This is a genomic window from Micromonospora reichwaldensis (assembly GCF_031845925.1).
Lineage (GTDB): Bacteria > Actinomycetota > Actinomycetes > Mycobacteriales > Micromonosporaceae > Micromonospora > Micromonospora reichwaldensis.
On sequence record NZ_JAVRFL010000046.1, the window covers coordinates 38,205 to 50,495 of the forward strand.

A 12,291-nucleotide genomic window follows, 5' to 3' on the forward strand; every position below is an offset into this window, starting at 1 on the left:
GCCGGCGGGGTGGGCGAGGTCAGACCCGGGTCATGGTCGAGGGGTAGCCGCCCCCGCCGGGGTAGACCCACTCACCGGTGACCGTGGTGTCGTCGGCGCTGAACGTGCCCTGGTAGTAGGCCGGGCTGCCCTTCGCGCCGCCCCAGATCGTCAGCTTGTCGCCGGTCAGCTCGTAGACGTAGTCGAGGGTGTTGCCGGTCGAGTCGTAGAACCGCGACACCACGTCCGCGCTCACCGGCTCGCCGAACGGGCGCAGGTTGCCGATCACCTCCAGGCCGGTGACGGGCTGGCCGAACTGGGTGAGCGCGACGCGCTGGAGCAGGAAGAACCGGCCCTCCATCCATTCGTACGTCACGGTTCCCTCGGCACCGCCGGTGACCGTCCAGGTGCCGACCAGGCGGTCCAGGGCCGTCAGGTCGGCGCTCGGCTGATGGGTCTCAGACATCTCGTCCTCCTTGATGGGTCGTTGCCGGTACCTCGGAGGCGGCCGGCAGGTCTCGACACGCGCCTGATGTGACCCCGATCACTGCCCGGCCGTGTCGAGATCCCCGGGCCGGCCACGAGGTAGCGGCAGGAACCCACCAAGGAGGAACCCGTGGCCACCCTCGCCGCCCCCACCGCGCGCCGCTCACCCGCCCGCCTGTTGCTGGCCGGTGCCCTCGCCGGACCGGTCTTCTTCGCCTCGGCCGTCGTCCAGATGCTGACCCGGGAGGGCTTCGACATCACCCGGCACCCGATCAGCCAGCTCGCCACCGGCAGCCTCGGCTGGATCCAGATCACGACCTTCGTCCTCGCCGGCCTCGGCGGGCTGGCGCTGGCCGCGGGGATCAGCCGCACCCTCACCGAGGGGGTCGGCCGGCGCGCGCTGCCGATCCTCGTCGGGACCTTCGGCGCCGGCCTGGTCGCCGCCGGCCTGTTCACCATGGACCCGGAGAACGGCTTCCCGGCCGGCACCCCCGACGGTCCGGTCGACCGGATGTCCTGGCACAGCGTCGCGCACTCGGCCTCGGCCACCGTCGCCTTCACCGCGCTGGCCGTCGCCGCCATCGTGCTGGCCGTGCGGTGCGGGCGCCGCCGGGCCGTGCTACCGGCCGTGCTGAGCGGCCTCGCCGCGCTCGTCCTGCTGCTGCCCATGTCGCCGGACCGGATGAGCATCCAGATCGCCGTGAACGGACTCGTCGCCTTCACCTGGACGACAGTCCTCGCCCTGTCCCTGCGCCGTCCCGCCTGACCCACGTACCGTCGATCCAGGCCCGACCAGGAAGAGAACCCGTGAAATACCTGCTGCTCAGTTACACGCCGGCCGCCGCCTGGGACGGCGCGACCGCCGACGTCGCGTCCGAGGAGGCGATGGCCGCGTTCGCCGCGTACCAGAGGTTCGAGCGCGAGCTGACCGAGACCGGCGAGCTCGTCGGCAGCGAGGGACTCGGCCACCCCGTGGTCAGCGCCACCGTCCGCCCGACCCCGGCCGGCGTGGTCGCCACCGACGGGCCGTTCGCCGAGCTGAAGGAGGTCCTGGCCAGCTTCGCCGTCATCGACGTGGCAAGTCGGGAACGGGCCGTCGAGATCGCCTCGCGGATCGTCGAGGCGCTGGGTGAGCCCATCGAGATCCGGCCGATCATGGGCGAGGACTTCACGGCATGACCCATCCGCGCCGGCCCGCACCCATTGCGGGCGCAGGCCCGGGCGCGGGTACGAAGGGGGACGCCGGCATGCCCACGGACGTCGAGCACCTGCTGCGTACCGAGGCGCCGCAGGTGCTCGGCGCGCTGGTGCGGCGCTTTGGGCACTTCGACGTCGCCGAGGACGCGGTGCAGGAGGCACTGCTCGCCGCGAGCCGGGCGTGGCCGGTCGACGGCGTGCCGGAGAACCCGCGCAGCTGGCTGATCCGGATCGGCTACCGGCGGATGGTCGACCTGCTCCGCTCCGAGGGGGCCCGGCGCCGACGCGAGCGGGAAGCCGGAACAGCCGAACTGGCCATGCGGGAACCCGCCCGGCTGGCCTCCCCTCCGCCGGAGACCGACGACAGCCTCACCCTGCTGCTGCTCTGCTGCCATCCGGCGCTGAGCAGCACCTCCCAGGTGGCGCTCACGCTGCGCGCGGTGGGGGGTCTGACGACCGCCGAGATCGCGCACGCCCACGGGACGACCGAAGCCACCATGGGTACCCGGATCAGCCGCGCCAAACAGCAACTGGCCCGTGCCGGCGCCCGCTTCACCCCGCCGACCGACGCCGACCGGCACGACCGGGTGACCGCGGTGACGCGGGTTCTCTACCTGATCTTCAACGAGGGATACACGGCCTCCGCCGGGGCCGAACTCGCCCGCGTGGACCTGACCCGCGAGGCGATCCGGCTGGCCCGGATGCTGCACGCCAGCCTGCCTGACGACGCCGAGGTCGCCGGCCTGCTCGCGCTGATGCTGCTCACCGAGTCGCGGCGCGCCGCCCGCACCGGCCGTGACGACGAGCTGGTGCCGCTGGACGAGCAGGACCGGACCCGGTGGAACCCCGACCTCATCCGGGAGGGCACCGCGCTGATCGACAGCGTCTGGCACCGGCGTGAGGTGGGCCCCTACCAGTTGCAGGCGGCGATCGCGGCCGTGCACGCCGGCGCCGGGTCGCCGGAGAACACCGACTGGCCGCAGATCGCGGCACTCTACCTGTGGCTCGAACGACTGCACCCCACCGCGCCGGTACGGCTGAGCCGGGTGGTCGCGGTGGCCCGGGCGTACGGGCCGGCCCGGGGGCTGGCCCTGCTCGACGACCTCAACCGGCGCTTCGGTCTCGACCGGGAACCGCTGACCCGGCAACGGGAACGCGCGGTGCGCGCCCACCTGCTCGAGATGATCGGCGACGCGCAGGGCGCGGCGACGCGGTACCGCGAGGCGGCCACCCTGACGGAGAACCAGGTCGAGCGGCGGTACCTGCTCCACCGCGCCGACCGCCTCGACTGACGATCGAGCGGGTCCGCGACGGATGCGGCATGATCGCGGGCATGACCGTGCCCGCCGGGGAGGCCGTCGCGAGCCCGCTACGGGTCCGCGACCTGGTGCCGGACTTCCTGGCGTACGCGAGCCGCGCCGCGCACGTCCCCCGGCAGCGGTGGGCGCAGCTGTGGCGGACGCACTACCTGGCACCCCACCGCGACCTCTACGCGGCGCTGGACCGCCAGGGCGACTGGTCCGGAGTGGACGACCTCGAAGGTGCCCTGGAGCGGCTGCACGGGCGGGAGGCGGTGTTCGCCGCGCGCGCGGAGCGGCTGGCCGCGCTGCTGCCCGCCACCGTCGCCGGGGTGGGCCGGGCGATGGGCTGGCCCGGCGACGGGGAACCGCTCGACTGCGTCCTGCTGGTCGGGCTGGAGCAGGCCAACGGCTGGGCCGACGAGTTCCGGGGCCGCTTCGCCCTGTTCCTCGCCGTCGAGCGGCTCGGCGAGCCGGAGCACGACGAGCTGCTGGTCCGGCACGAGGTGGCGCACGTGGTGCACGACCGGCTGGCCCGCATCCGGCACTGGCCGGAGCACGGGGTCGCCCACGCGCTGCTCACCGAGGGGCTGGCCACCCAGGTGACGGCCGAGCTGGACCCGCGACGACCGGACGACGAGTACCTCTGGATGGGCGCCACCCACCGGCGGTGGCTCGCCGACTGCCGGCGCCGCTGGCCGGAGATCCTGCACCGGATCGCCGCCGACGTGGACGCCACCGACCTCGACCGGTACGCCGCCTGGTTCCTCATGCGCGACAGCGCCCACCGGGGCGACCTGCCGCGCCGCTGCGGCTACCTCGTCGGCCTGGAACTGGTCCGGCTCCTGCGCGAGCGGCACCCGCTGCACGAGATCGCCGCCTGGGACCTCGACCGGGGGCTCGACGAGGTGCGACGCGGTCTGCGCGCCCTGCGCGCGGCGACCTGAGGCGGCACCCGGGGCCGCGAGCGCGGGATTGGCCGTCCCGGTACGCGGCGCGGGTGGCTAGCGTCGGTGGGGTGGATATCGCACAGGCGCAGAAGTTGTGGCAGCCGCAGCCGGGTTGGCTGAACACCGCCAGCTACGGGCTCCCGCCCGATCCGGTGTGGGACGCGGTGCAGGAGGCGTTGACCGACTGGCGGGCCGGGCGCACGTCGTGGGAGGGCTGGGGCCAGGCCACCGAGCGGTCGCGGGCCGCCTTCGCCGGCCTGGTCGGGGTGCCGGTCGCCGACGTCGCGGTCGGCAGCACGGTCTCGCAGCTGCTGGCCCCGGTCGCCGCCGCCCTGCCCGCCGGCGCGACCGTCGTGGTGCCGGAGGTCGAGTTCACCTCCAACCTCTTCCCGTGGCTGGTGCAGGTCGAGCGGGGCGTGCGGGTGCGCACCGTGCCGCTGGCCGGGCTCGTCGACGCGATCGACGCCGACACCGACCTGGTGGCGTTCAGTCTGGTGCAGTCGGCCGACGGCGCGATCGCCCCGTACGCCGAGGTGGTCGCGGCGGCCCGGGCGCACGGCGCGTTCGTCGCGGTCGACGCCACCCAGGCGTGCGGCTGGCTGCCGTTCGACGCGAGCCTCGCCGACCTGGTCGCGGTCGGCGCGTACAAGTGGCTGATGGCCCCGCGCGGCTCCGCGTTCGCCTACCTGGCGCCCGCGCTGCGGGAGCGGCTGCGCCCCGACGCCGCCGGCTGGTACGCGGGGGACGACCCGCACGCCTCCTACTACGGCCCGCCGCTGCGCCTGGCCGGCGACGCGCGCCGGTTCGACATCTCGCCGGCGTGGTTCAGCTGGGTCGGCACGGCCCCCGCACTGGAACTGCTCGCCGAGATCGGCGTGCCGGCCGTGCACGCGCACGACGTCGCCCTGGCCAACCGCTTCCTCGCCGGGCTGGGCCGGCCGCCGGGGGAGAGCGCGATCGTCGCGGTGGAGGTGCCGGGCGCGGCGGAGCGGCTGGAGCGGGCCGGCGTCCGGGCGGCGGTCCGTGCCGGCCGGGTGCGGGCGTCCTTCCACGTCTACTCCACCGAGGCCGACGTCGACCTCGCCCTGGACGCGCTCACCGGCTGAAGCCGGGACGCGGCCAGGGGCGGGTCGACGCCGGCCGGCCGTCACTTGGCGCCGGTGACGATCCCGGGGTTGATGCAGAGGCCGGGGTTGCTGCCGTTGCGTTCGGCGATCTCCAGGCACCGCGACACCTTGTCGACCTTCGCGTTGGTCTCGGTGATCTGCTTCTGGATGGCGGCGTTCTTCCGGTCCTGCTCCAGGTTGCGGGTCTGGGCGAGCTTGTCCTGGAAGGCCTTGATGTTGCCCTCGGTCTTGTCGTCGTGGTTGACCCGGGTGATCGTCACCGACAGGATGTCGACGTCGCTGGAGAGCCGCGCCTCGGCGCTGGTCTTGATGCTCTCGGCGAAGGGCTTCAGGTCCACGTTCAGGCTGCCGGTGTTCGAGTCGATCTTCTCCAGCGGGTTGTAGGTGGCGAAGGCGTCGTTGACGGCGCTGTCGAGCTGCACGCCCACCCGCTGGCCCCGGAAGCTGTCGAAGTCGCCCTTGTAGTCCATGAACTGCTTGGGCGCGTTCTCCGGCTTGACCTGCCACTCGACGAGCACCTCGACGCAGGCGTCGGCGAGGGTGCCGGTGCGGACCCGCACGCAGTGGTCGCCGCCGATGTGGTCGTACTTCTGCCGGCCGGCGTCCCACTCGCCGACCTTCTGCCACGGTGCCACCCACTTCAGGCCGGAGCCGGTGACCTTCCCCGTCGGCTTGCCGAAGCTGGTGACGATGCCGACCGAACGGATCGGCACGGAGTGGGCGCTGGAGCCGATCGTGAACACGACCGCGCCGACGAGGCAGGCGACCGCGGCCAGGGTGGCGGTCCCCTTCGTCGACGTCTTCGAGGCGGCGAGCGCCAGCAGGCCGGAGATCGCCAGGCCGACGGCGAAGATGATCGCAACAGTGAAGCCGAAGGGCATTTCGCTCGGCACCTTTCGCGGGAGGGGGCCATCACCCTAGGGGCACCGGTCAAGGCGAAACGCAGGTGGGGCGCGACCGTGGCGCGCCCACATGACGTGGTACGCCGTGACTCCACAGTCACCGCCGTCGATGCCGACGGGCGGGGTGGCCGGGCGGCGGGGTGGAGTTCCCGCACGGTCCGGCGTCCCGGAATGTGGCTGCCATCGACATAGTTCGACATCCGGCACCGCCGTAGGTTTCCAGCACACGACGGCCATGTGACCCCGGTCACCGATCAGGCCGTCGCCGGACCTACGAAGGAGTAGGCGATGGCCGGGCAAGCGCTCCTGTCGGCCCGCGGGCTGACCCGTGACTTCCGGGGTTTCCGGGCGGTCGACGGGGTCGACCTCGACATCGCGGCGGACAGCGTCCACGCGCTCGTCGGCCCCAACGGCGCCGGGAAGACCACCCTGTTCAACCTGCTCACCGGCTTCCTGCGGCCCAGCGGCGGGCGTATCGAGCTGGCCGGCCGCGACGTCACCGGGCTGCCCCCCGAGCGGGTCGCCCGGCTCGGCGTGGCCCGGTCGTTCCAGATCACCAGCCTCTTCCCGCAGCTCTCCGCGCGGGAGCACGTCGAGCTGGCGTTGCAGAGCCCGAGCGGGCTGGGCTGGCGGTTCTGGCGCTCGGCGAAGCTGATGCGCCGCTACACCGACCGGGCCGGCGAACTGCTCGACATGGTCGGGCTGGCCGAGCTGTCCGAGGCCCCCGCCGAGGCGCTGGCGTACGGGCGCAAGCGGGCGCTGGAGCTGGCCATCGCCCTCGCCCTGGACCCGAAGGTGCTGCTGCTCGACGAGCCGACCGCCGGAATGGGCCTGGAGGACGTCGACCGCACCGTCGAACTGGTCGCGCGGGTCCGGCGGGGCCGGACGGTGGTGCTGGTCGAGCACAACATGAGCGTGGTCGGGCGGCTCGCCGACACCGTCACCGTCCTGCAGGCCGGCAAGGTCCTCGTCGAGGGCCCGTACGAGCAGGTGCGCGCCGACGAGCGCGTGATCACCGCCTACCTGGGAGCCGCCGATGCTGCGCATTGAGAACCTGTCCGCCTGGTACGGCGAGGCGCAGGTGCTGCGGGAGGTCAGCCTGGACGTCGCCGCCGGCGAGGTGGTCACCCTCGTCGGGCGCAACGGCGCCGGCAAGTCCACCCTGCTGCGCTGCGTGATGGGCCTGCACGCCGGCCAGCGCGGCCGGATCGAGCTGGACGGGCGGGACGTCGGGAGGCTGGCCGCGTACCGGCGGGCGCGGTTGGGGCTCGGCTGGGTCCCCGACGACCGGGGCAGCTACGCCACGCTGAGCGTGACGGAGAACCTCACCCTGCCGCCGACCGTCGGGCCCGACCCGTGGTCGCTGGAGCGCGTGTACGAGGCGTTCCCCGCCCTGCACCAGCGGCGGGACTCGGCCGCCACCATGCTCTCCGGCGGCGAGCAGCAGATGCTCGCGCTGGCCCGGGTGCTGCGGATGGGCGCCCGGCTGCTGCTCTGCGACGAACCGACCGAGGGGCTCTCGCCGCTGCTCGTGCAGCAGGTCGGCGACCTCCTGCGCGAGGCCAAGCGGCACGGGGTGACCGTGCTGCTGGTCGAACAGAACCTGCACTTCGCCACCGGCGTCGCCGACCGGCACTACCTGCTGGCCGAGGGACGCGTCGTGGAGGCGATGGACAACTCCGAGGTGCGCTCCCGGGAACGGGAGCTGCTGTCGTACCTCGGCATCTGAATTCCGATTCGACGACCCGCGCGGCGCGCGGGATGGAGGGATGGGCATGCGTAGGACGGTGGGTGTGGCCGCCGCTTCGGCGGCGGCGATGGTGCTGGTCGCCGGCTGCGGCGGCGGTGGTCCCCAGGCGGGCGGGGACCAGAAGCTGACCGGCGGCAAGATCGTGCTGGGCGTGCTGAACGACCAGTCCGGCGCGTACTCCGAACTGTCGGGCAAGAACTCGGTCAAGGCCGTGGAGATGGCCATCGCCGACTTCAAGGCGAAGCACGGCGACAAGGCGGTGACGAAGGACATCACCGTGGAGACCGCCGACCACCAGAACAAGCCGGACATCGCCAACACCAAGGCCCAGGAGATGTACGACCGCCAGGGCGTCGACCTGATCCTCGACGTGCCCACCTCGTCGGCGGCGCTGCGGGTGGCCGACGTGGCGAAGGAGAAGAGGAAGCTCTACTTCAACATCGGCGCCGCGACCACCGACCTGACCGGCAAGAGCTGCAACAAGTACACGTTCCACTACGCGTACGACACCTACATGCTGGCCAACGGAACGGGCAAGGTCACCACCGAGCAGGTCGGCAGGAACTGGTACATCCTCTACCCGAACTACGCCTTCGGCCAGGACATGGAGAAGAGCTTCACCACCGCCATCACCGCCGCCGGCGGGCAGGTCGTCGGCAAGGACGGGGCGCCGTTCCCGAACACCAGCGGCGACTTCTCCACCTTCCTGCTCAAGGCGCCGACGCTCAACCCGAAGCCGCAGGTGCTCGGCACCATGCAGGCCGGCGCGGAGCTGGTCAACGTGGTCAAGCAGTACAACGAGTTCAAGCTGCGTGACAAGGGCGTCGGGCTGGCGGTCGGCCTGATGTTCATCACCGACATCCACTCGCTCACCCCGGCCGCGCTCGCCGGTACCACCTACACCGACGCCTGGTACTGGAACTCCGACCAGCAGAACCGCGAGTTCGCCGACCGGTTCCAGAAGGAGACCGGCACCCGGCCGTCCTTCGCGCACGCGGCCAACTACTCCGCCGCGATGCAGTACCTGGAGGCCGCGCAGGCCGCCGGCACCGACGACGCCGACGCGATCGTCAAGGAGTTGGAGGGCAAGGAGGTCAACGACGTCTTCCTGCGCAACGGCAAGTTCCGCGCCGAGGACCACCGGGTCATCCACGACGCCTACCTCGCCCAGGTGAAGCCGCAGTCCGAGGTCAGTGAGCCGTGGGACTACGTCAAGGTTCTCAAGACCATCCCCGCCGCCGAGGCGTTCCGCGCCCCGTCGGCGGACTGCAAGATGTGACCAGGGCATGACCAGCTTCTTGCAGAACACGTTCAACGGGTTGGTGAGCGGGGCGTTCTACGCCCTGCTCGCCCTCGGGCTCGCCGTCATCTTCGGCATGCTGCGGGTGGTCAACTTCGCCCACGGGGCGTTCTACATGCTGGGCGCCTTCGGCGCGTACGTGCTGCTCACCGAGGCGGGCGTGCCGTTCTGGGCGGCGTTGGTGATCATGCCGGTGGGGCTGGCCCTGGTCGGCATGGCCCTGGAGCGGGCCTTCATCCACCGGCTCACCCGGCTCGACCCGCTCTACAACTTCCTGCTCACCTTCGGCCTGACGCTCATCCTCCAGGACCTGGTGAAGCTCCGCTACGGCGTGCAGTCCAGCCCGTACGAGACCCCGTCCGCGCTCAGCGGATCGGTCGACTTCGGACTCTTCGACTTCCCCACCTATCGCGTCTTCATCCTCGGCTTCGCGCTCGCCGTCTGCGCCGGCGTCTGGTGGGTGCTCACCCGCACCCGGATCGGCATGGTGGTCCGGGCGTCGACCGAGCGGCCCGAGCTGACCCGGGCGTTCGGCATCGACGTCGGGCGCTGGGTCACCCCGGTCTTCGGCTTCGGCATCGGCCTCGCCGGGCTGGCCGGGGTGCTGGCCGCGCCGATGCGGGCCGTGAACCCGCTGATGGGCGCCGACCTGATCATCGTGGTCTTCGCGGTGGTGGTGATCGGCGGGCTGGGCTCGATCTTCGGGTCCGTCGCCGCCGGCTTCGGCATCGGCCTGGTGCAGGCGTGGGGCGAGGCGTACCTGTCCGACTTCCCGATCGTGTCGCAGACGATCGTCTTCATCGTGATGGCCGCCGTGCTGCTCTGGCGCCCGGCCGGGCTGTTCGGCCGTGAGGAGGCACCGGCATGACGAGCACCGTCGACACCGGGACCGACGCCGGTCGCCCGGCGCCGAGGTCCGGGCTGGTCGCCGTGACCCGGGCCCCCGGCTGGGTCCGGTACGCGCTGCTCGCCGTCGGGCTGCTGGTGGCGTTCTGGCTGCCCAACGGGCTCTATCCGGCGGTGGCGGTGGACATCCTCTGCTGGGCGTTGTTCGCCGTCGCCGTGGACCTGCTGCTCGGCTTCACCGGGCTGATGTCCTTCGGACACGCGGCCTTCTGGGGCGCCTCCGCGTACGTCACCGGGTTGACGGCCATCCACCTCGGCCTGCCGTTCCCGGCGGCCGTGCTGGCCGGGGCGCTCGCGGCGGCCGTGCTCGCGGTGCCGATCGGCTACCTGGCGGTGAAGCGGACGGGCATCTACTTCGCCATGGTCACCCTGGCGTTCGCGCAGATGGTCTACTACGTCGCCAACGAGTGGCGCTCGGTCACCCGAGGCGAGAACGGCCTGCAGGGCGTGCCCCGCGAGCTGTTCGGGCTGGACCTGACCGACGACTACTACTTCTACTACGCGATCCTGCCGATCGTGCTGCTCGGGCTGGCCGCCGCCTGGCGGATCGTGCACTCGCCCTTCGGGCGGGTGCTGGTCGGCATCCGCGACAACCCGGCCCGCGCCCGCGCGCTCGGCTACCCCGTGCACCGCTACAAGCTGACCGCGTTCGTGCTGTCGGGCTTCATCGCCGGGCTCGGTGGCGGGCTGTTCGCCGTCGGCCACCGCTTCGTCTCCCTCGACGTGCTGCACTGGACCACCTCCGGCAAGGCGGTCATCGTGGTGGTGCTCGGCGGCATCGGCACACTCTGGGGCGGGGTGCTCGGCGCGGGCATCCTGGTCCGCCTGGAGGACTGGCTGTCGTTCTCCGGGTTCGAGGCGATCGGCCTGGTCACCGGCGGGATCTTCGTCCTCGTCGTCCTGGTGTTCCGGCGCGGCATCTGGGGCAGCGCCGCCGCCCTGGCGACGCGCTGGGCGGCGTCCCGCCGCCGGTAGTCGCACCCGGGCGCATCCATCCGCGGCCCTCCCGACGAACCCCCGGGTAGTGAACGTCTACCCGGGGGTACGTCTGGTGCTGACAGATCCCATGCCGGTCGGGGCCGTCGAGACCGCGCGAAAGCGGTTGTCGCTGGCCGCCGAGGACCTCGACGCCAACCGGGTCGCCGCGCTCGTCGTCGAGGTGGCCGACGAATGGGGCGCGGCGGCGCTGTGGGAACAGGTCTGCGTGCCGATGCTGGCCGCACTGCCCGGGCACACCGCCATCGAGGTCGCCGTCGAGCACGCCCTCGCCGAGGGCGTCCGCGTCGGCCTGGACGTGTTCCGGCGCGTACCGGGCCGTCCCCTGCCCACCGGCGGCGTGCTGCTGGCCGGCGCGGAGCAGGAGACGCACTGCCTCGGCCTGCACGCGCTGGCCGCCGCGCTGCGCGAGCGGTTCCGGGGCAGCCTGCTGCTCGGGCCGGCACTGCCGTGGACGGCGCTCGCCAGCGCCGCCCGTCGGGTCCGCCCGCGCATCGTCGTGGTCTGGGCGCAGACGCCGGTCACCGGGCGCGCGTACCGCCTGGTGCGCTTCGCCCGCGACTTCCCGGCGATCCGGGTGTACGGCGCCGGCCCGGGCTGGATCGAGCCGCTCGCCGCGCCGGCGACCCGACTGTCCACGCTGCCCGCCGCCGTCACCGCCTGCGCCGCGCCGCCGTCACCGCCAGTGCCGCTCCTGCCCTGACGGGGGCGTGGGGGCGACACCACGTCCCCGCCGACGGACCAGGCACCATCAGCCCGTGCGACTACTTACCGCCGAGGAGTTCACCGCCACGATCGGCACACCACCGACGCCGGTGAACGTCGATGAGTCTGCTCCGTTCGACTTCTGGCCCTACTTCGACGCCATCCCCCGCGAGGACCTCGGTGGGCACGACTTCAGCAACGAGGAAGTCACCCACGTGTGGCAGATGCCGGACGGGACGCATCAGCACGTCCTCATCGCCTGCGACACCCCGAACGTGTTCCTGGCGCTCGTGCTCGACCTTCGGACGGCATCGGTGGCCGGGCACCACGTACTCGACCTCAACCAGATCTACGGGCTCAGCCAGCCGTCCGCCCCTGACGAAGGGTAGAGCGTCCGCTCCGGCTGCCCACCCGCTCGCCTCCGGCTGCCCACCAGCCCGTCGGCTTCGGCCGCCGTCCGCCAGGAACCTGACGTCGAGTCCTCGCGGGATGGCCGACGGTGGACGTGCCGCTGGCCGGCACCCCGTGTTCGGGTGCCGGCCAGCGATCCCCCTTGTGGTGGAAAGTCTGTGTCAGCTGTTCCAGTGCTCGGTGACGAGGTCGGCGGCCTGCTGCTCCCACTGGGCGTAGTGGTCGGGGTAGGCCGACACCTGCACGGTCTGGGCGGCCTTGGTCAGGGGCATGTCCTGCCATCC

The 12,291-nt window shown here is 72.4% G+C and carries 14 protein-coding genes; 12 read left to right on the forward strand and 2 right to left on the reverse strand.

What is annotated here, in order from left to right; translation table 11 throughout:
* Positions 1–19: 19 nt before the first annotated feature.
* The gene (locus RM555_RS27780; protein WP_151455613.1) at positions 20–445 is read right to left on the reverse strand and encodes a DUF1579 domain-containing protein; all 426 of its coding nucleotides are present in this window, start codon (positions 443–445) and stop codon (positions 20–22) included.
* A gap of 150 nt (positions 446–595) precedes the next feature.
* Between RM555_RS27780 and RM555_RS27785 the strand changes: the two genes are divergently transcribed.
* The 5 genes from RM555_RS27785 to RM555_RS27805 all read left to right on the forward strand — a co-directional run bounded on the left by RM555_RS27785 (position 596) and on the right by RM555_RS27805 (position 5,016).
* Positions 596–1,231 carry a DUF998 domain-containing protein gene (locus tag RM555_RS27785; RefSeq protein WP_311414486.1) on the forward strand — a complete coding sequence of 212 codons (636 nt, stop codon included), beginning with the start codon at positions 596–598 and terminating at the stop codon, positions 1,229–1,231.
* Between the two features lie 41 nt (positions 1,232–1,272).
* Positions 1,273–1,644 carry a YciI family protein gene (locus RM555_RS27790; protein ID WP_311414487.1) on the forward strand — a complete coding sequence of 124 codons (372 nt, stop codon included), beginning with the start codon at positions 1,273–1,275 and terminating at the stop codon, positions 1,642–1,644.
* Positions 1,645–1,712: 68 nt separating this feature from the next.
* On the forward strand, positions 1,713–2,954 hold the full coding sequence (locus RM555_RS27795) for an RNA polymerase sigma factor (RefSeq protein WP_311414488.1): 1,242 nt from the start codon (positions 1,713–1,715) through the stop codon (positions 2,952–2,954).
* Positions 2,955–2,983: 29 nt separating this feature from the next.
* Positions 2,984–3,907, forward strand: a complete 924-nt coding sequence (locus RM555_RS27800) for a hypothetical protein (protein WP_311414489.1) — start codon at positions 2,984–2,986, stop codon at positions 3,905–3,907.
* Positions 3,908–3,978: 71 nt separating this feature from the next.
* Positions 3,979–5,016: an aminotransferase class V-fold PLP-dependent enzyme gene (locus RM555_RS27805; protein WP_311414490.1), complete on the forward strand. Its 1,038-nt coding sequence runs from the start codon at positions 3,979–3,981 to the stop codon at positions 5,014–5,016.
* Between the two features lie 41 nt (positions 5,017–5,057).
* Here the strand turns inward: RM555_RS27805 and RM555_RS27810 are convergent, their stop codons facing one another.
* Entirely contained in the window at positions 5,058–5,918 is an 861-nt protein-coding gene (locus RM555_RS27810) for an SPFH domain-containing protein (RefSeq protein ID WP_311414491.1), read from the reverse strand.
* A 309-nt stretch (positions 5,919–6,227) separates the two neighbouring features.
* Between RM555_RS27810 and RM555_RS27815 the strand changes: the two genes are divergently transcribed.
* From RM555_RS27815 to RM555_RS27845, 7 genes are all read left to right on the forward strand, one after another.
* Positions 6,228–6,989 (forward strand): ABC transporter ATP-binding protein, encoded by a 762-nt coding sequence (locus tag RM555_RS27815; protein WP_311414492.1) that lies wholly within the window; start codon positions 6,228–6,230, stop codon positions 6,987–6,989.
* Positions 6,976–7,668: an ABC transporter ATP-binding protein gene (locus RM555_RS27820; protein ID WP_151455606.1), complete on the forward strand. Its 693-nt coding sequence runs from the start codon at positions 6,976–6,978 to the stop codon at positions 7,666–7,668. The genes RM555_RS27815 and RM555_RS27820 overlap by 14 nt, the downstream gene beginning before the upstream one ends.
* A 40-nt stretch (positions 7,669–7,708) precedes the next feature.
* On the forward strand, positions 7,709–8,968 hold the full coding sequence (locus tag RM555_RS27825; RefSeq protein WP_311414493.1) for an ABC transporter substrate-binding protein: 1,260 nt from the start codon (positions 7,709–7,711) through the stop codon (positions 8,966–8,968).
* 7 nt (positions 8,969–8,975) lie between these two features.
* On the forward strand, positions 8,976–9,857 hold the full coding sequence (locus tag RM555_RS27830; RefSeq protein ID WP_311414494.1) for a branched-chain amino acid ABC transporter permease: 882 nt from the start codon (positions 8,976–8,978) through the stop codon (positions 9,855–9,857).
* Entirely contained in the window at positions 9,854–10,870 is a 1,017-nt protein-coding gene (locus RM555_RS27835) for a branched-chain amino acid ABC transporter permease (RefSeq protein WP_311414495.1), read from the forward strand. The genes RM555_RS27830 and RM555_RS27835 overlap by 4 nt, the downstream gene beginning before the upstream one ends.
* A 76-nt stretch (positions 10,871–10,946) precedes the next feature.
* The gene (locus tag RM555_RS27840; RefSeq protein ID WP_311414496.1) at positions 10,947–11,594 is read left to right on the forward strand and encodes a transcriptional regulator; all 648 of its coding nucleotides are present in this window, start codon (positions 10,947–10,949) and stop codon (positions 11,592–11,594) included.
* Positions 11,595–11,649: 55 nt separating this feature from the next.
* Positions 11,650–11,985 carry a hypothetical protein gene (locus RM555_RS27845; protein ID WP_311414497.1) on the forward strand — a complete coding sequence of 112 codons (336 nt, stop codon included), beginning with the start codon at positions 11,650–11,652 and terminating at the stop codon, positions 11,983–11,985.
* Positions 11,986–12,291 lie beyond the last annotated feature (306 nt).

Excerpts from the sequence above, each read along its gene's own strand:
- RM555_RS27825 (WP_311414493.1), top strand. The coding sequence starts at position 7,709 with ATGGGCATGCGTAGGACGGTGGGTGTGGCCGCCGCTTCGGCGGCGGCG.
- RM555_RS27830 (WP_311414494.1), top strand. The coding sequence starts at position 8,976 with ATGACCAGCTTCTTGCAGAACACGTTCAACGGGTTGGTGAGCGGGGCG.
- RM555_RS27800 (WP_311414489.1), top strand. The coding sequence starts at position 2,984 with ATGATCGCGGGCATGACCGTGCCCGCCGGGGAGGCCGTCGCGAGCCCG.
- RM555_RS27820 (WP_151455606.1), top strand. The coding sequence starts at position 6,976 with ATGCTGCGCATTGAGAACCTGTCCGCCTGGTACGGCGAGGCGCAGGTG.
- RM555_RS27780 (WP_151455613.1), bottom strand. The coding sequence starts at position 445 with ATGTCTGAGACCCATCAGCCGAGCGCCGACCTGACGGCCCTGGACCGC.
- RM555_RS27810 (WP_311414491.1), bottom strand. The coding sequence starts at position 5,918 with ATGCCCTTCGGCTTCACTGTTGCGATCATCTTCGCCGTCGGCCTGGCG.
- RM555_RS27815 (WP_311414492.1), top strand. The coding sequence starts at position 6,228 with ATGGCCGGGCAAGCGCTCCTGTCGGCCCGCGGGCTGACCCGTGACTTC.
- RM555_RS27835 (WP_311414495.1), top strand. The coding sequence starts at position 9,854 with ATGACGAGCACCGTCGACACCGGGACCGACGCCGGTCGCCCGGCGCCG.
- RM555_RS27795 (WP_311414488.1), top strand. The coding sequence starts at position 1,713 with ATGCCCACGGACGTCGAGCACCTGCTGCGTACCGAGGCGCCGCAGGTG.